The sequence below is a fragment of the Paenibacillus sp. FSL K6-1318 genome, assembly GCF_037976905.1.
GTDB lineage: Bacteria > Bacillota > Bacilli > Paenibacillales > Paenibacillaceae > Paenibacillus > Paenibacillus amylolyticus_A.
Genome location: NZ_CP150270.1, coordinates 2,116,275 through 2,138,802 on the forward strand (window position 1 = coordinate 2,116,275; position 22,528 = coordinate 2,138,802).

The 22,528-nt window shown below is 48.7% G+C and carries 16 protein-coding genes; 11 read left to right on the forward strand and 5 right to left on the reverse strand.

Annotation, left to right across the window (positions count from 1 at the left end):
• Window positions 1-50: 50 nt before the first annotated feature.
• From NYE45_RS09485 to NYE45_RS09495, 3 genes are all read right to left on the reverse strand, one after another.
• Entirely contained in the window at window positions 51-347 is a 297-nt protein-coding gene (locus NYE45_RS09485; RefSeq protein ID WP_253507171.1) for a putative quinol monooxygenase, read from the reverse strand.
• 96 nt (window positions 348-443) lie between these two features.
• Window positions 444-1,097: a nitroreductase family protein gene (locus NYE45_RS09490; protein ID WP_340017344.1), complete on the reverse strand. Its 654-nt coding sequence runs from the start codon at window positions 1,095-1,097 to the stop codon at window positions 444-446.
• Between the two features lie 23 nt (window positions 1,098-1,120).
• Window positions 1,121-1,540: a MarR family transcriptional regulator gene (locus tag NYE45_RS09495; protein WP_253433129.1), complete on the reverse strand. Its 420-nt coding sequence runs from the start codon at window positions 1,538-1,540 to the stop codon at window positions 1,121-1,123.
• Window positions 1,541-2,116: 576 nt separating this feature from the next.
• Between NYE45_RS09495 and NYE45_RS09500 the strand changes: the two genes are divergently transcribed.
• The 4 genes from NYE45_RS09500 (at window position 2,117) to NYE45_RS09515 (ending at window position 7,538) form a co-directional block, all read left to right on the forward strand.
• On the forward strand, window positions 2,117-3,982 hold the full coding sequence (locus NYE45_RS09500; RefSeq protein WP_340016483.1) for an AraC family transcriptional regulator: 1,866 nt from the start codon (window positions 2,117-2,119) through the stop codon (window positions 3,980-3,982).
• A gap of 52 nt (window positions 3,983-4,034) precedes the next feature.
• The gene (locus NYE45_RS09505; protein WP_340016484.1) at window positions 4,035-5,636 is read left to right on the forward strand and encodes a helix-turn-helix domain-containing protein; all 1,602 of its coding nucleotides are present in this window, start codon (window positions 4,035-4,037) and stop codon (window positions 5,634-5,636) included.
• Between the two features lie 108 nt (window positions 5,637-5,744).
• Window positions 5,745-6,725 carry an ABC transporter substrate-binding protein gene (locus NYE45_RS09510; RefSeq protein ID WP_340016485.1) on the forward strand — a complete coding sequence of 327 codons (981 nt, stop codon included), beginning with the start codon at window positions 5,745-5,747 and terminating at the stop codon, window positions 6,723-6,725.
• A 33-nt stretch (window positions 6,726-6,758) separates the two neighbouring features.
• Window positions 6,759-7,538, forward strand: coding sequence for a (2Fe-2S)-binding protein (locus NYE45_RS09515; protein WP_340016486.1), 780 nt, complete (start codon window positions 6,759-6,761; stop codon window positions 7,536-7,538).
• Here NYE45_RS09515 and NYE45_RS09520 read toward each other — a convergent pair.
• Window positions 7,527-8,048: a hypothetical protein gene (locus tag NYE45_RS09520; RefSeq protein ID WP_340016487.1), complete on the reverse strand. Its 522-nt coding sequence runs from the start codon at window positions 8,046-8,048 to the stop codon at window positions 7,527-7,529. The genes NYE45_RS09515 and NYE45_RS09520 overlap by 12 nt on opposite strands.
• 330 nt (window positions 8,049-8,378) lie before the next feature.
• On the opposite strand from NYE45_RS09520, the gene NYE45_RS09525 reads away from it, so the two are divergent.
• From NYE45_RS09525 to NYE45_RS09555, 7 genes are all read left to right on the forward strand, one after another.
• Window positions 8,379-9,263, forward strand: coding sequence for an AraC family transcriptional regulator (locus NYE45_RS09525; RefSeq protein ID WP_340016488.1), 885 nt, complete (start codon window positions 8,379-8,381; stop codon window positions 9,261-9,263).
• Between the two features lie 101 nt (window positions 9,264-9,364).
• Window positions 9,365-9,886, forward strand: a complete 522-nt coding sequence (locus tag NYE45_RS09530) for a TetR/AcrR family transcriptional regulator (RefSeq protein WP_062833578.1) — start codon at window positions 9,365-9,367, stop codon at window positions 9,884-9,886.
• A 119-nt stretch (window positions 9,887-10,005) separates the two neighbouring features.
• A complete protein-coding gene (locus NYE45_RS09535) occupies window positions 10,006-10,959 on the forward strand; it encodes an SDR family NAD(P)-dependent oxidoreductase (RefSeq protein ID WP_340016489.1) in 954 nt (317 codons plus the stop codon).
• A gap of 351 nt (window positions 10,960-11,310) precedes the next feature.
• Window positions 11,311-18,864, forward strand: a complete 7,554-nt coding sequence (locus NYE45_RS09540) for a hypothetical protein (protein WP_340016490.1) — start codon at window positions 11,311-11,313, stop codon at window positions 18,862-18,864.
• A gap of 111 nt (window positions 18,865-18,975) precedes the next feature.
• Window positions 18,976-19,215 (forward strand): DUF896 domain-containing protein, encoded by a 240-nt coding sequence (locus tag NYE45_RS09545; RefSeq protein ID WP_047842338.1) that lies wholly within the window; start codon window positions 18,976-18,978, stop codon window positions 19,213-19,215.
• A gap of 339 nt (window positions 19,216-19,554) precedes the next feature.
• On the forward strand, window positions 19,555-20,982 hold the full coding sequence (locus NYE45_RS09550; RefSeq protein ID WP_340016491.1) for an NAD(P)-binding domain-containing protein: 1,428 nt from the start codon (window positions 19,555-19,557) through the stop codon (window positions 20,980-20,982).
• A 138-nt stretch (window positions 20,983-21,120) separates the two neighbouring features.
• Entirely contained in the window at window positions 21,121-21,606 is a 486-nt protein-coding gene (locus NYE45_RS09555) for a hypothetical protein (RefSeq protein WP_340016492.1), read from the forward strand.
• A gap of 147 nt (window positions 21,607-21,753) precedes the next feature.
• Here the strand turns inward: NYE45_RS09555 and NYE45_RS09560 are convergent, their stop codons facing one another.
• A complete protein-coding gene (locus NYE45_RS09560; RefSeq protein ID WP_340016493.1) occupies window positions 21,754-22,437 on the reverse strand; it encodes a G1 family glutamic endopeptidase in 684 nt (227 codons plus the stop codon).
• Between the last annotated feature and the right edge of the window lie 91 nt (window positions 22,438-22,528).

Consider the following 22,528-nt stretch of genomic DNA (forward strand, 5'->3'; position numbering starts at 1 on the left):
CCAAGAGCGGCTTCTTCATATGCCATTTGCGTATGCTAGTCAATGAGCTATTAAGCTTTAACTTGTTCTCCAGCAAATACTTCAACGTTCATTGGAGCGGCCATGAATGCTGCTGCTTGTTGTACAAATGCTTGGAAATGTGCGCTTGTGTTGTGGGAAGCTGTAGCAGCTTCATCTTTCCACAGCTCGATCATCGTGTATTGTTGTTCGCGTTCTGTGCTCTTTGCCAGGTCATAGCTGATGTTGCCTTCTTCTTGACGTGTTGCAGCAATGAGTTCTTTCGCAGATGCGAGGAATGCTTGCTCTTGGTCCGGTTTAACTTGCAGATGTGCGTGAATGATAATCATAGTGAATAACCTCCATATTGTGTTTGTTGGATTGTGTTAAGAATGTATGCTTATTGACCAATATAATCATGACTTACAGGGAAAACGTCCCTGATATTATGCCCAAGTTGTGATTGTATCTACTGGCAGACGGTAGGAAGGGTGACCTTCTTTAGCCGATTTACCGATCGAAATCAACATAACCGCTTGATAACGCTCCTTGTCCATACCAAATGCTTCTGCAATTTGATCTTTTTCGTAACCACCAATGGGGTTGGTATCATAACCGTGAGCACGTGCTACAAGCATTAATTGCATGGAAGCAAGTCCAGCGTCGATCATGTTGACTTCGCGAATAGCGGAAGCAGGCATATTTTCATAATAAGGCAATACTTTTGATAGTTGCATATCTTTGACTTCTTGTGGCATATAACCGAGCTCTACAGCTTTACCAAAAATTTCTTCCATATGTTCGGCGTTGTTCATATCAATAAATACGCCAATGACTGCAGAGGAAGTCAGCACTTGATTTTGATTGAATCTCGCAAGAGGAGCAAGCTTTTCTTTACCTTCAGTCGTGTCTACAACCAGAAAACGCCAAGGCTGCAAATTGATCGAAGATGGTGCACGGGAAGCTTCTGTCAGAATTTCAGTCATTTCTTCACGGCTGATTTTCACTTCAGGATCGTAAAGCTTAACAGAACGGCGACCGTAGGTAATTTCGTTAAAATCATTGGTTTTTTGGAATTTGCTTTCAATTGTACTCAAAATGGATCTCTCCTCTATATATGGGTTCAGAAATTGTTCTGCATACGTTCCAGGAAATCGGCGAGAGCCTGAACTTCGTCTTCACTGAAATCCTGCAAAATCTGGTTGATGAAATTGGTCTTCTCTGCTTTGTAGCCTTCAATCTGCTTCCGACCGTGGTCCGTCAGACGAACAAAAGTTACCCGATTATCTTCGGGGTTCTTGCGTCTTGTAACCATCAGGTCCGCCTCAAGCTGCTTCAAGTGGCGTGTAATCGCAGCACTATCAATGTTAATGATTTTCTGCAGCATGGATTGGTTAATCTCATCGACCTGATCCAGCTCATGCAGAATTTCAAAGCGAGAGGAACTGATGCCGGTACAGCGTTCGAACTTGGGACTGATTTTGTTGCCCAGCACGTTCAACAGGTTGATGATCTGTTCTTCTTTGGAAACAATACGTGTCATGACTAGACCTCCCGGGTGAATCTGAATCATGAACAACGGCGTATGTTAACCAATAATGAAAGTTGCAGTATACAATGCCATTGTCTAATGATTATTTGAATGCTCTCGATCATTGATGTATCAATATTTGATGCCTCAATCATTGATGGCTCAATTAATATATCATGCCTTTTATCATTTTGCAACAGGTTCAGAAGAAGAGGATGATTATACCTGTATTATCCCGGTACGTAAGCATTGTCGTCTGTATAGGATGTCCATCTGCATGAGTTTATATCGATTGCTTAAGTTATTGAGAATTATTATCAATTGGTCTATAATAAAAGGAAATGTACATAACGAGCGAACGTAACAGGCAGTTCATACAACAGCTGAGAAGGCATAAAGATGTATTTGGACGGGAGGGTAAGTATAAAGGATATGAATTTGAATGATCACATCAGGCTGTGGAACCATGTTTTTGTCAAAATACTGGATGTGCGCCAAAACGCTTTGCATCCTGGCGAGAAGCTGAAGAATTATCAACTTCCAGCGAGCACCTATTTATATATCATCGATGGAAGTGCACGGATACGAATGGATCAACACAGATATATCGTGGATGGATTCCACATTGTTCATGGGGGCAAGCAGGCGTATTTAAACATGGAGACGGATTCGGGCGTGGCATATTATATGATCTTGTACAAAGCCATTCTGGCGTTGCCCTGTGGTATGGAAATTCAACATCTGATGGACCATGAACGTCCGTTTCAGGACCAATATGCACTTGTACCAACCCGTCCGCTGGACATGTATCAATGTATGGAGGAATTGAAACGGGAGTGGGAACAGTCCACGAAACTCGCAAAGTTACATGCTAAAACCTTATTTTATCAATGGGTATATTTTTTGTTGGCAGACTTACATGGACAATCCATTCAGCCATATAAACCGGATACGGTCACACAGGCGATTGAATTTATGAATGCTCATCTGCATGAACCTATAGCTCTTGATGTAATGGCTGAAGCATTGGAATGCAGTGTGGGACACTTGTCCAGATTGTTCAAACAAAAGTTGAACATCAGTCCCATTCAATATCTTGGACAGATCCGAATGGAGAGAGCTGCACATCTTCTGGTCCATACGAATGCTACGTTGCAACAGATTGCAGAGCAGGTGGGCTATCCGGATGCACATTCACTGAGTCGCAGCTTCAAAAAAATCAAAGGACTCTCTCCAATTCGTTACAAAAAAGGACTAAGCCCACGGTTTAGTAATTCGAAAAAGGCATTGGAATTGAACCATAAGCAAGATTTGCCCAGTGTGATGCAAGAAAATGCCCTTCATCCGCTACATTTCTCTCTATATAATGATATTGATTATCAATATCAAAAGAATGTTGGAGGGGAATTACTGATGCAAGGAAAATTCAAAATGACAGCACTAAGCATGATGCTGTGTCTCACGCTATTACTCGCCGCCTGTTCCAGTCCTGCACCGTCTGCAAGTGGTACACAAACAGAAACCAATGCGGCTACTACACAAGCGGGTAACCAAGCAGCGGAGGCAGGAAAATCGACTGCACAACCAGAAACGAGAACGGTCTCTACATTAAGAGGAGATGTGGTGATCCCGGCCAATCCCCAGCGAGTTGCTTCAGATCAATATATGGGGTACCTGTTGAAATTGGGCATTGTACCGGTTGGTGTAAGAACGTTTATGCTGAACGAAGGATGGATTGAAAAGTCTGGCATTGCTGCCGATGTTATAGCGGGTATTGAGGATTTGGGAGGAGAGTTCCCAATGAATCTGGAGAAATTAGTGTCACTTGAGCCGGATCTCATCATCGGTTCCATTGATAAAAATATTGAGGATTACGAAAAAATTGCAACGACCGTCTTTTTACCTTATTGGGAAGGCGATAAAACTTCTGGCCCACTGGAAAAGCTACGCCGGATTGCTGGTGTTTTTGGAAAAGAGAAGGAAGCAGAGCAATGGATCACGACATATGAAGGGAATATCGAAGACACTAAGCAGCAGATTGATGGTGTGATTAAAGAAGGCGAGACCGTATCCATCATACAAATAGGATACAAAGCGTTGTATGTACTTGGTGCAGAAGGTGGGAACTATGGTAGTTCCACGATCTATGAGATGCTGAAACTGCCTCCAACTCAGCAAGCACTCGATATGAAGGATGGATTCGAGACGATCTCCCTTGAAGTATTGCCTGAGTATATGGGAGATCATATCTTCTTATATGGTTCGGGTAGTGAAGATGCCAAAGAGATCCTGAACAGCGAGGTGTGGAAACGTCTGCCTGCTGTGCAGAAAGGACAAGTCTACGCCTATGGTTCCTTGGATGGTACAGAGGATGAGTTCGTCATGGAAGATCCGTATTCACTGGAGTTGCAGTTGGATAGTATAAAGAATTTACTATTGGGAGCTAAAAAATAGAGTGTAATCAGGCGATTATAGGATTCGATTCGAACAGGGAAGGGACGTCAGCATGAAAGAAAATGATTGGATAAAACGACTGGAGCAACTCTATTTCACTGCTGTCCACGTCTGCCATTACTCTAGCAATCCGGGGGCTGTTCAGCGTCGGATCTGGAAAAGGTTCGCTATTTGCAGGGTCATTGCTGGCAAGGGATCTTTGTCTATGGATAACGTTGTACATACGGTGTCTCAGGACGAGTGGTTTTTGTTGAAGCCAGGAATGCATGTTGAGTTTCAGACGGATATGGAAGCACCTGTCCGATATCAGATCATTTTATTTTCCTGTGTGGCACTTACCCTGAGTCGAAAGGCTTGGCTTACTGAGGCATTTGATTTCCCTGTTACGGGCAAGCTTCATATTCCTTCTAGCACACGTGATATTCAGGAGATGATGGATACCCTGGTGAATGGAAAACACGCTTTCACAAGTCTGGAAAAGACGCGCAGGAAACATCTTTTACATCAGTTGTTGATTCAATTAATGATTCACGTGAAAGAAGAAAGCCCACCTGTAGCAGGTATGGATCGTGCACTTGAATACATGACGCATCAGTATATGAAAGACATTCGAGTCGATCAGATGGCCCGCATGGCAGGGCTTAGTGTGAATCATTTTATAAGAACGTTCAAACGGCAATTAAACATGACTCCGATCGAATATATCCTGAAACAACGTATGGCGAAGGCCAAGCAGCTGTTATTTTCTTCAGATAAAATCAAGGAAATTGCGGAGCAAGTAGGTTACAGGGATGAGCACTATTTCAGCAGAGTCTTCAAGAAAAACGAAGGTGTCGCCCCGACGTTGTATATGAAAAATAAAGTGAGTCGCATTGCCACTTTGTATTACGGGTTGGATGATTACGTGATAACGCTTGGTATGACGCCAGTGTCCGCGCTATCTTATGGTCAGAGAGTGGCTCGCCATGTTGCTGTTCCTGCGCTTCAAGCACACAGTCATCAGGGACTTATCCTGAACAGCTTCAATCAGAACTATGATGGGTTGAGGCGAGTCCAACCAGATCTGATCATTACAAGTGATCGTTTAGAGCCGAATGAATCTCTGCATCATATCGCACCCACCGCTGTGCTGGAGCACACCAACCATTTTGGCGAGAGACTTCTGTATATGGCGGATATTATGGGCCGTACAGAACAGGCTGCACAGTGGATTGAACAGCATGCTGATCTAAGCCTTGCTCTTCGTGGACGCATTCAATCGAGGTGGGGGAAGCAGAGTGCCATGTTCATCCGGGTGTCCTCTCATTTCTACCGAATGTATGGATTGAATAACCAGACAGGCGCTCTCTTGTACGATGATCTGGGATTTCAATTGCCACGTTATTTTCCGGAAAAACAGTGGGCTGTGGAGACGAAAGCTGGCGATATGCAGTTATACGACGCGGATCACATATTTGTAATGGTCGATCCGACGGAGGAAGCGCACGCTCAACTTCGACAATTGCAGCAATCCAGTGAATGGTTGGCATTGAGGGCTGTTCAAGAAGGCTGTGTCTATAATGCAGGAGATATTTTCTTCAAAACGCTGGGTCCAACCGGACGCATGTGGGCTATGCGATATGTAGCAGAGCAACTGGGTGTTACCGTGCGGTGATATTGTGCAAGTGAAGAGCGTGGAATAATCCATGGCAAGCCTGTTCGCTTTTCCCTACTATAGTGATAATGATTATTATTATTAAATAGTAGAGGGGATTTACTACAAATGGTAAGACAGAGAGCAGCAACGATGATACTGTTGGCCTTGCTTGTGCTCGTTCTGGCGGCATGTGGCAAGACAGCAGAAGTAACGGAAGCAACGCCTCAGCCACAGGATACATCTGTGGAAGAGAGTGGTACTCAAACGATTGAACATCTCAAAGGAACAGCAGTTGTACCGCAAAAGATAGAGCGTATGGTTGTATTATCCGCCGCCTACATCGATCACATGCTAACGATTGGTGAAAAACCAGCAGGCGTTAATGTAGAGGTACGTTACGGCGGAGATTACCTGCCTTATCTTGCAGATCAGCTGGCCGGTGTTCCAACGGTAGGGTCGGCAGATAGCCCCAATCTGGAGGCTATCCTGCAGATTGATCCGGATGTCATCGTTGTTGAGAGTCGAACTGCTGAGAGTACATATGAGCAGTTGGAGAAAATCGCTCCGACGATTGTACTTGGTAACGAATGGCTGGATTATGAAGATGACACAACGTATTGGACACAGGATCTGTTGACCATTGCCGGGTTATTTAACAAGGTTGATCTGGCCAAGGAGAAAATCGCTGAGGTGGAACAACAGGCAGAACAACTAACAGCGAAGATCGAACAACTGGATCAGAAAAAGCTGGCTTACTTGCGTGTAAGAGAGAAGACCTTGCAAATTTATGCGGAAAAAGGCCATCCAACCAACACACTCTTGTATCATGATCTTGGATTTGTACCCACTGCTGTGACGCCTGCCGAACAACGTGAGGACCTGTCCATGGAGAAAATCGCGGATATCGATGCCAATTTCGTCGTTCTTGAGGTTGATCCGAATGCCGAGGAGTATTTGAGCAACATCAACGCAAGCTCGCTCTGGAAGGGAGTACCAGCTGTTGGTGCAGATCAGGTCTATACGACAGACTCGTTCTGGCTGTTTAAGGGCTGGGGGGCAATCGGTCGCAGCGAGATTATTAACGAAATTGAAGATATGATTCAATAGATGGAACGTTATTCAGGGCATAACCTTTCAGAGATGTCGGCAACATTACAGCATTTTTTTGTGACGACGATCCGAGCCAGCTGCGATGATTTCAAGTATGCTTTCCATGTGAAGGATCTGCTGAATGAAGAGAAACGAAACTCGATATTACGTGAACAGGCGATACAGCAAGGGCTTCAACTGGACGGCAAAGGGGCTGTGGCCGTTGGTACACTCTTTGCCAAGCGCTATTCGGTGTTGGTGATGGCCGTAATCTCCGCATTTAGTCTATACGACACTACACTTAGCATAGCCGATGATGATGTACGGTTTGAATTGAATGGAGCAGGTGGCATGCGATATGAGACCCGGCTTGAGAGAATCTCTCTGGAGGGTGAAGATTCTGTTCAGCGCAGGTCAGAGAGTACCTTGCTCAAGAAGAAAATGCTGCTACATCTGGAAACTGTTCTGCGAGCGGTTGCTGATGGTACAGGGGCGAGTTATAACGTCATGTGGACTCTAGTTGCGCATAATGTGCAACAATTGTATGTACGTATGGTCAATGATCAAATAATATGGCAGACGAATCAACGCCTTGCACAGATCCAGGAAGATCAAAACATATGGCTTGACGAACAAAATGAAAATGCATTTACGTTTGCCATGAAGCTGCATCGCTTTGATCACCCTGAGTGGCAAGGACCGCCGTTCTTGATACGCCGATATTGTTGTTTGGCTTATCAGGTTGGAGACGGCAGTCATTCACATGGTTATTGCAACAGTTGTCCGAAGCTGGATTCGGAATCCCGATTGCGTAATCTTCTACAGCAGTGAACTTACACTTTTGTACCGCATCGTACGAATCTGTTTCAGACGATCCATGTTCTCTTCGAAACTGGCGCCAGAAGCCTGGGCGAGACCACGTCCAAAATCCTTTTTATACAGAAAAGGGGCTTCCGGGTACAAGGCAATAATGTGGAGCTGATTCCACTCCGGGTAATCTGGGTGATGAGTCCATACTTCTTCGGTTTCCAGCGCATAGAAGCTTTGGCACCATTTCCGTTCACTCAAAATGAAATTCATGGCTGGTCCATTCCCGTGGATCATGATGTTGCGGAATTCTTCCAAGGAATCCTGCTGAACATCGACATGTTCCACAACCTGCAGCGGCTTGAGCCAGCGTCTGCGGGTTTGTTGGTTTTGGAGGGGAAAGTTACTGCTTGGTGTACTGACGAGCAATTCCTGACGAACGATGATGGTATCAGGAAACGACTGGATCTGGTTCAGTTCGCTCATGAGAGGTGCAGCCAGATCATAATTTTGAAGTTGTATAACGTGTAACATGTTCCATAAGGGAAATTCACCGTGTTTTTCTGTCGTTAATTTGTGGGTGTATATGTTGTATGTTGTGATGGACTCATTCATATTTCGCATATAAACCGGAATCACGTGGGTGTTGAGGTACTCATGATATGCTTTAAGCTTTGGCTTGGGGACATGGAAACTCAGTGCGATATAGTAGGTGTTGTCTAGGGATTTCATGATGTCTGCTCCTTTTCTAAGGTTAAGTGACGAGTATTGGTTTCAATAGCTTGATGTGTAAATGTTACAACAGATACGTATGCACTTGTTGCCTTAAACGGGAGCTTTTATATCTGAATAAGGAGGATCGATATGTCCACATTTTATCTACCGGATCACGCGGGGAGCGGTGTATTTCAAACAACAAGTCTGGGACCACATGCCAATTGGTCGTTCTGTGATCTTACCCCGTGTAGAGATACAGTCGTCGATGAGCGTAGTGAACATGCAGGATTCGTCCTTGCATTTAACCTGAAGGGTGAGCAGCAGTGGTGTAATCGAGATACGGGACGTAAGCATAGGTTGTTGAAAAATCACTTTGGGATCTATGAGGGTGGTACATTTGCCGCATCCAATGTATATGAAGAAGGGCAGCGAAGTGTGCAACTGGGGTTACATATCCGAAATGAATACTATCCGATGCTGTTTGAGACGATACGTCAGACTGGAGCGATTGGGACATTTAATCATCTGCCGAAAAATGCAGGGATCGATATACCGCCTGTGGCAGGTCGGGTTATTCAGGACATGATACAGTGCAACTACACGAATGAGATCCGTGAATATTATTTGGAAGCCAAGTTGGCGGAATTAATTGCAGTGCTTGCCGGAGAGTTGACAGACCGATCGCAGCCCCATGTGCAAGAGGTGAGACTGAGTGACTCCGACCGAGCTGGATTAGAGGAAGTCAAACGAATTCTGGATACCCGTTATGCTGACGCACCTACAATTCCGGAGCTGGTTCGACCGGCCATGATGAATGAAAATAAGCTTAAACGAGCATTCAAGCAGCAATACGGCAGATCCATTCATGCGTATGTCATTCAGAAACGGATGGAAAAGGCGCGTGAGCTACTGGAGAGTGGGCAAGTTGGTGTATCGGAGGCCGCCCATCTGGTTGGGTATGTGAACAGCAGTTATTTCATCAGTCGTTTCAGGCAAACGTATGGCTATAATCCGAGTAAGCTCAAGGGTTAATAAATGAAGTGTCACTTTATTGCGTTTTGCGTTGAGTAGATGAATCAGATATACTTCAGGTTATTGATCAATTCATAACTGAACGTTGGAAGGGGAAAATGATGGCTAAAGATACAGCAGCGTCGGTTAATCGGCGAAATGATATTATCTCTGCGGCAATTGATGTGTTCGCGGAGATTGGCTATTATCGGGCGACTACAGCTCAAGTGGCTGAACGGGCACAGATCTCACAGCCGTATATCTTTCGTTTTTTCAAAACCAAAGAAGCTTTATTATTAACTGCAATTGAGGTCTCATGGACACGAGTGATTGATTCGTTTCGAATTGTGGTGGAGACGGCGACGCCAGATCAGTTGGAGAATGATCTCATTGAAGCCTACGATAAGATTCTGGAATCGCACAAGAGCGAAATTTTGCTTCAGATGCAGGCACAAACGATCCGGGAAGAAGTCATTCGTCAGGCCATGCAAAAAGGCATTAGTGATGTACGAAGCATGGTACTGGAAGCTTTCACAGTTGCAGGTATTGCTGAACCGCTGAAAAGAACCATGATTTTCCTGGCGATCGGGATGTTGTGTAATTTATCTACTGCACTGGATATGCCGGAGCTGAAGGATCGATAGAGAGGGATGGGAATTCCCTTTTTGAATTTTAGTTATTGATCAATCACTAATTATGGATTATATTGTTGTTAGGTAAGTAATTGATCAATAACTAAATGGATGAAAGGGGTCGATCTACGTTGAAAAGAGCTATTGTGATTGGAGCCACAGGTGGAACAGGTGCAGCGATTACGGAGGAATTGATTAAACGAGGCATTTCTACGATTGCTTTTGGGCGCTCCCGTCAAAAACTGGAGCAACTTGCGGTAAAGTTGGGATCTCCAGATCACCTGCAAATCGCAGTGGGAGATGCATTTCGGTCGGATGATATTATCGCTGCTTCCCAGGAAACGGATGTCATGTTTCATTGTGCGAATGTCCCGTATAACGAAATGGAGAGCAGGCTGATTCCGCTGGGCGAATCCGTGATGGCGGCGGCAGAACACTTGGGTCTGAATGTGGTTGTAATAGACGGAATCTACCCTTATGGTAGAAGGCAAATGAGGGAGGTAACGGAAGAACACCCGAAACAGCCACATACCCGCAAAGGCAAGACACGACTTGCCTATGAACAAATGTTATTCAGCACAAGATGGAGCAGAGCTCAGGTGATGATCGTTCGTTTGCCGGACTATTATGGTCCAACGGCTAACCAGGCTTCCTATCTGGGTTCAACGCTTGAAGCAATAGCGAAAGGCAAGATGGCTTTTTTTATCGGCAATATGAAAGTACCCAGAGAGTACATCTATTTACCGGATGCTGCGGTTATGGTGGTGGAGCTGGCAAGCAGGGAGACGACGTATGGACAGAACTGGAACATTCCTGGAGAGGGGATCATTTCGGGTCATGAGATTGTGCGTATGGCACAGAAGGCTGCGGGGAGAAGAAAACCTGTGATAGCATTAGGAAAAGTGGGATTGTCGTTGATTGGACTGGGTGTACCCGTTATGAAAGAAATTGTAGAGATGTTATATCTGACCGAGGAACCCCTGATCTTGAGCAGACAGAAATATGAGGAACAGATTGGTCCAGTTGTGGCAACATCTTTTGAAGAGGGAATTGCGTTGACGATTAAGGAGTTACAGGGTGAGTGAAGGGGAAGATATTTTTTAAAGAAAAGTAATTGATTAATCACTAACTATGGTGGTTTCATAGGCATATTGATTAGGGGGCGCACAAAGCTAGTCCTGGGCATAGAGTGTACTATTGTAAAATGCGGAGATTTGACGTGGTGTACAAGGAGGGGGGATTTTCTTGTGAGCGGTATGTCCAGAAAGAAACGCAAAATTTCCTCAATCAGCACAGTTAAACGGAAAGACAAAAAATCAAAAAAGCACTCTATCCCAAAGAAGAAGAGTAAGTTATGTAAGAAAAGCAGACGTTCATGCAAAAACAAGAAAAGCCACAGGATTCCTTTCCTTCGCGGCCCACGGGGTTATCGGGGAATGAGAGGATACACCGGAACAACTGGAGCTACCGGGTTAACCGGAGATCCTGGGTCTCCAGGCAAAAGGGGAGCAACCGGACTAACAGGACGGACTGGGGTCACTGGGGCTACGGGAGTTACGGGTTCAACTGGAATCACGGGCAGTACCGGAATAACTGGGGCTATAGGGGCAACTGGAGTTACCGGACTGATGGGCACCACAGGTGTGACTGGAACTACCGGATTTACAGGTCCAACCGGTCTAACGGGTGAGGCGGGAGCAACTGGATCTACAGGAAGCATAGGAGTTACAGGTGCAACTGGCATCGGATCGACTGGAGTCACAGGAACAACCGGCGCAACTGGTCCAACTGGGATTGGTTTGATGGGACTAACTGGAACTACTGGCGAAACAGGAACAACTGGAGCAACAGGAGCAACTGGTGTCACTGGCGAGACAGGGCTAACAGGTCCGACTGGATTAACAGGTATAACGGGAAGTACTGGCGCAACAGGAACCACAGGAATTACGGGTGCCACTGGTGAGACGGGTGTAACAGGTACGATTGGTGTAACGGGACCAACCGGGGCGACTGGTGCGTCAGGACCGACTGGGGTAACTGGAGAAACAGGAAGTACGGGTACCACAGGAATTACTGGCGTAACTGGGACGACCGGTATAACCGGCGCGATTGGAGCCACTGGAAGTACTGGTACTTCAGGGAATACAGGCGTGACTGGTATTACTGGAGAAACAGGAAGCACTGGCACAACAGGTATTACTGGATTTACAGGAACTACGGGTGCGGCCGGAACAACTGGTGTAACCGGACTGACTGGTACTACTGGGATAACTGGATTCACAGGTGTTACAGGGGTGACCGGTCCAACTGGAGCAACCGGGGAAACAGGAACCACAGGAACCACAGGTGTCACTGGCGATACTGGAATTGCCGGTACAACAGGAACGACTGGAGTAACCGGAGTTACAGGAGCTACAGGAGCTACAGGATTTACTGGCATTACAGGTTCAATCGGAGCAACTGGTGCCACTGGAGAAGCGGGGCTAACAGGGGTCACAGGTCCGACAGGGACTACTGGTTCATCTGGTAATACCGGAACCACAGGTGTAACTGGAGAAACAGGACCCACGGGCAACACTGGAGCGACTGGTATCACTGGTACTTCTGGAACAACAGGCACTACGGGGGCAACTGGATTAACTGGTGAGACGGGAGCTACTGGAAATACTGGTGCTTCAGGAATTACTGGATTTACGGGCAGTACAGGTGCGACCGGAGCAACTGGTGCCACTGGAGAAACGGGTCTAACAGGTGTGACAGGACTCACCGGAGCGACAGGAAATACTGGTCTAACGGGACCCACCGGTGTAACCGGCACAACCGGGGTCACAGGCGAAACAGGAGCAACAGGTACGAATGGCGTCACGGGTACCACAGGAATTACCGGACTGACTGGCGCCACTGGCGTAACTGGCACAACTGGTGTCACAGGGGAAACGGGGATTACAGGTACGACCGGCCCAACTGGGGAGACGGGACCCGCAGGAACCACGGGCATTACAGGAGAGACGGGAGTAACAGGCGTTACAGGTCCGACAGGAGCCACCGGGGTTACTGGAGCAACGGGAAGTACGGGTACCATAGGAATTACTGGCGTAACTGGGACGACCGGTATTACTGGATTGACTGGAAGTACTGGTGCGACTGGAGCCACTGGGGAAACGGGTATAACAGGACCGACTGGCGCGACCGGAGCTACGGGAGTTACTGGTGTTACGGGCAACACAGGTGTGACTGGATCTACTGGAAGTACTGGTGCTACGGGATTAACTGGAGTAACTGGAACCACGGGCATCACAGGTGCGACCGGTGAAACAGGAATTACCGGCACGGCAGGTGAGATAGGGCCGACAGGCGCTACTGGAGAAATAGGAATTACAGGTACGACAGGCACAACTGGTGAGACAGGTTCGACTGGATCTAGTGGAGAAACAGGTACCACCGGAGTTACAGGTGCTACAGGATCTACTGGGGAGATAGGGGCAACGGGAAGTACAGGTACAACCGGCGTTACAGGCATAACCGGCAATACTGGTTTAACAGGAGCCACAGGAATTACTGGTGCAACTGGGACTACTGGAGATACCGGTCCAACAGGGGTCACAGGAACGACAGGTGTGACGGGATCAACTGGCGCAACTGGAGAAACGGGGATCTCAGGTGCAACCGGAGTTAGTGGCACAACAGGAATTACGGGTGCTACTGGAAACACCGGCACGACAGGTGGAACTGGAGAAACAGGGTTCACAGGACTAACGGGAGTTACCGGTCCAACAGGACCGACAGGGTTAACAGGGGTAACCGGAGCTACCGGACTTACTGGTGTCACTGGGGAAACGGGTCAAACAGGATTCACAGGCACGACAGGAGCGACGGGACCGACTGGGGCGACTGGAGCAACTGGAATTACAGGTATCTCGGGAGTGACTGGCGTAACCGGCCCGACGGGAATTACGGGAGCGACCGGGGCCACTGGTGTCACTGGAGAGACGGGTCTAACAGGAGGTACAGGTGCAACTGGTATTACAGGTCCTACGGGTGCGACTGGACCAACTGGTATTACCGGAAACACGGGTACAGCTGGTGTAACTGGCCCAACAGGAGAGACAGGACTAACAGGTATAACTGGAGCTACTGGAAGTACGGGTGCGACGGGAACAACTGGCGTTACAGGTGCAACCGGAGTTAGTGGCACAACAGGAATTGCTGGTGTAACTGGCGCGACAGGACTCACCGGGGTTACTGGTTCAACTGGTAATACCGGAATTACTGGCATAACCGGGGTCACCGGCGAAACAGGACCAACCGGCACAACTGGCTTAACTGGCGTTACGGGTACAATTGGTGTGACCGGAGCAACAGGCGTAACTGGAGAGACGGGTCTAACTGGGAGCACAGGAGCCACAGGAATTACTGGTGCAACCGGAATAACTGGAGATATAGGTCTAACAGGGGTCACAGGTCCGACTGGTGTGACGGGACTGAACGGTGCAACTGGAGAAACTGGCATTACTGGAACCACGGGTATCACAGGCGTGACCGGAGCTACCGGACTGACTGGTGTCACTGGGGAAACGGGTCTAACAGGATTCACAGGCGCGACGGGACCGACTGGGGCCACTGGTGTTACTGGGGAGACCGGTCTAACTGGAAACACAGGTGTAACGGGCCCTACCGGTTCTATTGGCCCAACTGGTGAAATAGGACCAGCCGGCACGACAGGTATAACTGGAGTAACGGGAACAACTGGTATTACGGGAGTAACCGGAGGTAGTGGCACAACAGGAATTACTGGTATAACTGGCGCGACAGGACTCACCGGGTCTACTGGTTCAACTGGTATTACCGGAGCTACGGGCATAATCGGGGTCACCGGAGAAACAGGGCCAACCGGCACGACTGGCTTAACTGGTGTTACGGGATTAACTGGAGTAACAGGACCCACGGGAATCACAGGCGTGACCGGTGCTACAGGAAGCACTGGTGAAACAGGAGTTACCGGAACGACTGGTCTAACGGGACCCACCGGGGTCACAGGCACAACCGGAGTCACTGGCGAAACAGGACCAACCGGTACGACAGGTATTACTGGATCTACCGGCATTACGGGTACCACTGGGGAAACGGGGATTACAGGTGCGACCGGCCCAACGGGAAGTACGGGTACAACCGGCATTACGGGTCTAACGGGAGTCACTGGTGCGACTGGAGAAACAGGAACCACGGGCATTACAGGAGAGACGGGTGTAACAGGCGTTACGGGTACAACAGGTGCGACCGGATCTACTGGCGTCACTGGTCAGACAGGTCCAACAGGAGTCACCGGGGTTACTGGAGCAACGGGAAGTACGGGTATCACAGGAATTACTGGAGTAACTGGGACGACTGGTATAACTGGCGCGACTGGAGCCACTGGGGAAACAGGTCTAACAGGGATTACCGGAATCACTGGTGCGACCGGATCTACGGGAGTTACTGGCGTTACGGGCAACACAGGTGTGACTGGATTCACTGGAATTACTGGTGCTACCGGCATTACTGGTGATACAGGGTTAACAGGAGTCACCGGCTCAATAGGACCCATCGGCACAACCGGAGTCACAGGTACGACTGGAGCAACAGGAAGCACGGGTACAACCGGATTTACTGGCGTAACCGGCACAACTGGCGTAACTGGTGTCACAGGGGAAACAGGTCTAACAGGAAGTACGGGTCTAACAGGAAGTACGGGTCCCACCGGAGTTACCGGGGTAACTGGAACTACTGGAGTTACAGGGGCAACTGGTTCAACGGGTATTACTGGTGAAACAGGAATAACCGGCACGACCGGCGTAACTGGGGTTACAGGTACTACAGGATTTACCGGAACGACGGGAGCAACTGGTGCCACTGGAGAGGCGGGTGTAACAGGCTCTACCGGTGCGACAGGTGTAACGGGACCAACCGGTGCCACTGGCATAACCGGAACTACGGGTATCTCAGGTGTGACTGGAACAACCGGAGCTACTGGCGTAACGGGCACAACTGGCATTACAGGGGAAACAGGTGTAACAGGAATCACTGGTCCAACTGGTGTAACGGGATTAAGTGGAGCAACAGGAACCACTGGTAGTTCAGGAGAGACGGGTGTAACAGGCGTTACAGGTACGACAGGTGTAACGGGACCAACCGGTACGACTGGCATAACCGGAGTCACAGGTACTACTGGAGTTACAGGAGAAACAGGGAGTACTGGTTCCACAGGAATAACTGGTGTAACTGGATTTACAGGTGCTACAGGGACAACCGGACCAACGGGTATTACTGGTGAAACAGGACCAACCGGCACGACCGGCACAACTGGCCAAACTGGTGAGACGGGAGTAACTGGATTCACTGGGGTTCCAGGTACTACAGGATTTACTGGCACGACGGGATCAACCGGTGCCACTGGCATAACCGGCACGGCAGGACCAACTGGTGTTACGGGTGCGACCGGAGCCACTGGTGTCACAGGGGAAACGGGTATAGCTGGGCTCACGGGTACAACTGGCATTACAGGGGAAACAGGTCTAACAGGAGTCACAGGTACGACTGGTGTTACGGGATTAACTGGAGCCACGGGCATTACAGGAGAGACGGGTGTAACAGGAGTTACCGGCACGACAGGACCAACCGGAGCCACTGGTGCGACTGGCATAACTGGAGTCACAGGAATAACTGGCGTAACCGGGCCGACTGGTGCTACTGGAATTACTGGTCAAACTGGTGTGACAGGATCAACCGGAGTTACTGGAGTTACGGGAGTAACTGGACTTACTGGATTCACTGGGGAGACGGGTCTAACCGGGATCACAGGTGCGACTGGACTGACTGGAGCTACTGGAATTACAGGTGCCACCGGCACAACTGGCCAAACTGGTGAGACGGGTCTAACAGGGGTCACAGGTACGACTGGTGCGACGGGACCCACCGGGGCTACTGGAGCAACGGGAACGACGGGAGTTGCTGGCGTAACAGGCGCTACCGGTACGACAGGTGTAACGGGACCAACCGGAGTTACTGGCGTAACAGGTACGACTGGATTAACAGGAGTCACAGGGGAAACAGGTCTAACAGGGGTCACAGGAACGACTGGTGCGACAGGACTCACCGGTGGTACTGGAGCAACGGGAACCACGGGAGTTGCTGGCGTAACAGGCGCGACTGGAATTACGGGCGTGACTGGAGCTACTGGAGAGACGGGTGTAACAGGCACTACCGGTACGACAGGTGTAACGGGAGCAACCGGTGCCACTGGCATAACCGGGACGACTGGTGTTACGGGTACTACAGGTGCGACCGGAGCGACTGGGGTCACGGGTACGACAGGAGCAACGGGAAGTACGGGGACTACGGGAGTTACTGGTTTAACCGGTACTGGTGTAACTGGGGTCACAGGGGAAACGGGTCTAACAGGGGTCACAGGTACGACTGGTGTGACTGGAGCCACGGGAACCACGGGAGTTGCTGGCGTAACAGGCGCGACTGGAATTACGGGCGTGACTGGAGCTACTGGAGAGACGGGTGTAACAGGCGCAACCGGTACGACAGGTGTAACGGGAGCAACCGGTACCACTGGGGTCACGGGTACTACGGGAGTTACCGGCATAACCGGAACTACGGGTATTACAGGTGTGACTGGAGCAGCAGGAAGCACTGGAACAACCGGAGCTACTGGCGTAACGGGCACAACTGGCATCACAGGGGAAACAGGTGTAACAGGAATCACTGGTCCAACTGGTGTTACGGGATTAGCTGGAGAAACAGGAACCACGGGCATTACAGGAGAGACGGGTGTAACAGGCGCTACTGGTACGACAGGTGTAACGGGACCAACCGGTGCCACTGGCATAACTGGCCCGACGGGTACAACGGGCTCAACTGGTATTACCGGAACCACGGGTATTGCTGGCGCGACCGGAGCAACTGGGGCTACAGGGATCACAGGTGTATCAGGAGCCACAGGCACTAACGGACTTACTGGAGCCACAGGTACAACGGGTGCAACTGGCCCCACGGGAACAACTGGAGTTGCAGGAGCGACTGGTCTTACAGGAGCCACAGGAAGTACGGGTTCAACAGGAGTTACAGGTATAACAGGCGCGACCGGAGCAACTGGAGAAACAGGAATAACGGGAGCTGCAGGCCTAACTGGCATAACCGGCATAACCGGCACAACTGGAACTACAGGTGCAACGGGCACCACAGGAACAACCGGAGGTGCAGGAGCGACTGGCTCTACAGGAGCCACTGGTTCAACTGGAGCAGCAGGGAGTACAGGAGCCACAGGTGCAACAGGGACAGCCGGCATCACAGGTGCAACGGGCCCGACTGGACCAACTGGTGCTAACGGACTTACAGGAGCTACTGGCATAACTGGTGTAACTAGTGCAACTGGAGCTACGGGAGCAACAGGCATCACAGGAACTACAGGTGCGACTGGGGCAACGGGGCTGACAGGAGCCACGGGCCCAACCGGGCCCAACTTTGCAACACAAGGATTCTCGGCCTTCCTGGCTACACTTTCTACAGCAACGAGCGCACAGTTAACCAACTGGACGACAACGAGTCCTTATTACGGTAATGCCAACTTCAATGCAACAACAGGAAATTATACGGTCCCGGTGACAGGAAGATATTCCATTGTGGCGACGATCAATTATGCAACGACTGCAGCGATCGCCCTATCACTGGGTGCTGGGGTTAACCCTGCCTTTCTTGTCCAAAGAACATCACCTACGGTTACAACGCTAGTTAGTGGTTTATTGCCTGTGCTAAATGTGGCGATTACACTACTAACACTGCGGGCAGTACTGGGAAGCGGTGCAGTTACTTTGGCGGTAGAAGTGGCATTGAATGCGGGAGATGTGATCGGACTGTTCTATGCCGCAAACGGGTTGACGCTCACCTTGAACCTGGGCAGTGGTGCTACGAATGGTATTGTGTGGTCTGTGCATGAGATCACCTAAAAACTTCTTAACGGATTGCGCCTATGGACAAATTCGTAAAGTTGTAATAAGTTAGTTTGAAGATATTCGAAATATCTTTTGGAAATTGGACTAACAAGTGAGGTGGATTGCATGATTCCTATTTTGGGACGCATCAATGAATTAAGCCGGAAACAACGCAGCAGCGTCGGCTTGACGAAAGCAGAAAAAAGTGAGCAGCAGGAGCTTAGAAAACAATATTTACAGGCTATTCGAGGTCAGGTGCTGACAACCATGTTGGCAGTATCCGTTGTGGACCCACTGGGTCATGATGTGACCCCTGAGAAATTAACCAATGAAAAATTGCAGCGCCGTGAACAAGCCGGCCAATAGCATTCCTCTAATAAGACAGACCAAGGTTACATCTTGGTCTGTCTTTTTTTCATTTTCTGCAAAAGCACCCGTCTAGAAGGAAGCGCACAAGAGGGCGAAGGCACCGTCCCGTTAGGTATTTCGTGCAGATTAACAAGCATGTCAGTTATTTTTAGTTTTGATGACAATAAAGCTGCCGCGAACTTCAATTCATCCCCGATAACTCATATAATAACGCTAATATATTTCAGGAATACAAGGTGAAATCATAATTATTCCAATATAACTAACAACAAACTTACATCAAAAATAATCAAGAAAGAATAGTTCATATATGTATCTCGAAAGGGTTGATCAATCATGAGCCTGGAAGTTTTGAATGAACGTGTGAAGACTGATCTGGATTATTTGTCATTTGGTGGCGCGAACTGGGTACGTCCAAGAGAACATGCGGATGGTCATGTCTATGATGTCGTCATTGTGGGTGGAGGCCAGAGTGGATTAGGGGCGGCATTTGGGCTTCTTCGTGAACGAATCTCCAATATTGTGGTCATTGACGAGAATACATCGGGGCTTGAAGGACCTTGGGAGACATATGCGCGTATGGTTACTTTGCGTACACCTAAGCATCTGACTTCCATCGATCTGGGTATCCCCTCGTTAACCTTTCGCTCATGGTGGGAAGCACAGGTAGGGCCCGAAGGTTGGGAAGAAGTAGACAAGATCCCGCGTGGAGACTGGATGAATTATTTGCGCTGGTATCGGGAAGTATTGAATCTGCCTATGCTTAATGAGGTGAAATTGACACTGGTTGAGCCAACAGAAAACGGAATACATCGACTTCATGTGAACAAGGCAGGAACTCAGATGGATGTCATACTTGCTCGTAAAGTAGTGTTTGCTACGGGAATACAGGGGGGCGGAGAGTGGCATGTACCTTCCATGATTGCCGATAGATTACCTCGGGAGCTGTATGCTCATACGTCTGAAGCGATTGATTTTGAACGGTTAAAAGGTAAACGGGTTGCAGTGCTTGGTGGCGGCGCTTCTGCTTTTGATAATGCCAGTTATGCGCTTGCCACTGGTGTGGCAGAAGCTCATGTATTTGTACGGCGGGAACAGCTGCCTAGTATTAATCCTATTCGTCAGATGGAACAATCCGGTATGATCGAGCGATACCATGCTCTTCCGGTTGCTGATAAATATGAAGTGATCTCTCATTTCTTCAAATTCAATCAACCGCCAACCAACGATACGTTTAATCGTGCGGCAGCCTGGCCTGGATTCGAACTGCATTTGAACTCACCTTGGCTGAGTGTAGAAGCAACAGACCAAGGCGCGATTGTGCATACCGCACAGGGAACATTTAGTTTTGATTTTCTGATAATTAGCACAGGTCTTCTCAGTGATCCGGCACTCCGGCCTGAACTCAGACTTGTTGAGTCGCATATCGCACGTTGGGAGGACTGTTATCAGGCTCCGCCAGAGCATCGCAATGCATTGCTGGACGCACATCCATACCTGAGTTCTGGATTTGCGATGACTAGCAGAAGTGAGCAGGGTGAGGAGCAGTTGCATGGACTGTTCGTATTCAATTACTCTGCACTTGCCAGCTGTGGTCTGTCCGCATCGGCAATATCGGGGACCAAGAGTGCGGTGCCGAAACTGGTCACTGCCATAGCGGATCAGTTGTTCCTTGATGATCGGGAGGTTATTTTGCAACAATTCTATGCGTATGAAGAACAGGAATTTACGGCTACGTGGGCGAAAACTGGTGCCCTTGGCTGATTAAATGCACCCTATAATAGGGTGAACGTGTGGCATCTGATGCTGCACGTTTTTTTGTTTTTCACATGATGAAGGTTACACTTGCCTTTAATTTGTTGTAAAATGTCGGTTGGAACATGTTAAAGGCAGGGATAATAGATGAATGAAATGAACTATGAACAATTTAGAGCCCATTTGAAGAAAGTGTCACGTAAACGAAATGTACCTTTGATTAAGATCGTTGCATTTCAAGAGAAATACATGAAGATTGAAGAAGTTCAATTTTACGATGTGGAACAAAATCATATGAGTGTTCAGGCTTGTAATACGTTGTGGATGCATCTGGAGAATAAATCTTTCCGTAATATGGTGTCCCAACATTTACATTTTTATAGAGACATGGAGAATCTGGGTCGGCATTCCTTTGAGAATCTGATCAAAGAACTATATGATACGTCTGTTCCTGTGCTGCTCGATTACAATCCCGCTCATTATTACACCTCGGGGCAGCTCGCTGAGATTTTAGTCATGGACGAGGAGAGGCTGATTGAACAATTGGAGATGGGCCGCTTCAAGGGGGCTTTTATTAATGAGGATGGCAAATGGCTTAAACCCAAACCGGATGCAATGGTTGTAGAGTCATAAACGCCATACATTTCCCATGAAAAGCAAAATCCTGCAACGCCACGCATCAAGCGCTGGAGGCTGCAGGATTTTTAATGGAGATCCGAGGGCCACGAAATGCCAACTACAAGAACATGAAGTAAATAACTTCGATCGATCGTTAAATACTCAAGTGTTGCGGCGAACCGTAAATCCATCTTTGCACCGATTAGGAGTGCCAGGGATTGAGACGATACCTTGTCCCTGAATCATGATCCCTTTTTGAGAGGTACGAAAAGCAGGAGATTGTCCATTCAGGCGGCACATGTTGAAGGTTACGGAAGTAAGCCTTGCCATGGAGGCGACGGAGCTTCCTACAGTGGGGGCTTCAACAATCCACTCTGCAGAGGACTGCGGACCCGAATAATACTGAATGGTGCGGAAGGTCCAGCCTAGGGTTAGATTAGAAAGAGTGATGCACCAGGTTTTGCGCGTTAACTTGGAGATGACTGCCCGAATGCGATGACCAGGGGAAACGGGATGTGGAATAATGGTTTCCGCGTCGGGTAGGATCTCCCACCAGGCATAATAGCTGGGCTTGCCTTGAATCCAGTCGTGACCTGTTCCGGTCTGAATGAGACTGCTGTTCTCGAAGCCATCAATGCCAATCCATGCGGATGAATATGAGTTACGTGTACTAGGTAGAACATAGGGGACAGTCCATTCCGCTGAGATGCGGCGGTATTGGTTCTGTGTTCCTGTACGAGCGTAGCCACTCCAGTTGGAGGAGATCCATCCAAAGCGAGGAGAGGCATCTTTCTTTTTCTGATGCAGGGCACAGGGTTTTCGCCGTTTGTGTGGACGATCTGTCATCAGGTCACCACCTTCGATAAAATAGGGACTAGATTATCAGATGCGTGTTCAGGAGTCAGGGGAAGGGACAATTGGACAAGAAAATAAGTCG

Bases quoted from the DNA above. Each gene is read 5' to 3' on its own strand.
- NYE45_RS09550 (WP_340016491.1), top strand. From the start codon at position 19,555: ATGAGCCTGGAAGTTTTGAATGAACGTGTGAAGACTGATCTGGATTAT.
- NYE45_RS09515 (WP_340016486.1), top strand. From the start codon at position 6,759: ATGTCGGCAACATTACAGCATTTTTTTGTGACGACGATCCGAGCCAGC.
- NYE45_RS09520 (WP_340016487.1), bottom strand. From the start codon at position 8,048: ATGTTACACGTTATACAACTTCAAAATTATGATCTGGCTGCACCTCTC.
- NYE45_RS09495 (WP_253433129.1), bottom strand. From the start codon at position 1,540: ATGACACGTATTGTTTCCAAAGAAGAACAGATCATCAACCTGTTGAAC.
- NYE45_RS09560 (WP_340016493.1), bottom strand. From the start codon at position 22,437: ATGACAGATCGTCCACACAAACGGCGAAAACCCTGTGCCCTGCATCAG.
- NYE45_RS09510 (WP_340016485.1), top strand. From the start codon at position 5,745: ATGGTAAGACAGAGAGCAGCAACGATGATACTGTTGGCCTTGCTTGTG.
- NYE45_RS09485 (WP_253507171.1), bottom strand. From the start codon at position 347: ATGATTATCATTCACGCACATCTGCAAGTTAAACCGGACCAAGAGCAA.
- NYE45_RS09530 (WP_062833578.1), top strand. From the start codon at position 9,365: ATGGCTAAAGATACAGCAGCGTCGGTTAATCGGCGAAATGATATTATC.
- NYE45_RS09545 (WP_047842338.1), top strand. From the start codon at position 18,976: ATGATTCCTATTTTGGGACGCATCAATGAATTAAGCCGGAAACAACGC.
- NYE45_RS09505 (WP_340016484.1), top strand. From the start codon at position 4,035: ATGAAAGAAAATGATTGGATAAAACGACTGGAGCAACTCTATTTCACT.
- NYE45_RS09540 (WP_340016490.1), top strand. From the start codon at position 11,311: ATGAGAGGATACACCGGAACAACTGGAGCTACCGGGTTAACCGGAGAT.
- NYE45_RS09555 (WP_340016492.1), top strand. From the start codon at position 21,121: ATGAATGAAATGAACTATGAACAATTTAGAGCCCATTTGAAGAAAGTG.
- NYE45_RS09500 (WP_340016483.1), top strand. From the start codon at position 2,117: ATGGATCAACACAGATATATCGTGGATGGATTCCACATTGTTCATGGG.
- NYE45_RS09525 (WP_340016488.1), top strand. From the start codon at position 8,379: ATGTCCACATTTTATCTACCGGATCACGCGGGGAGCGGTGTATTTCAA.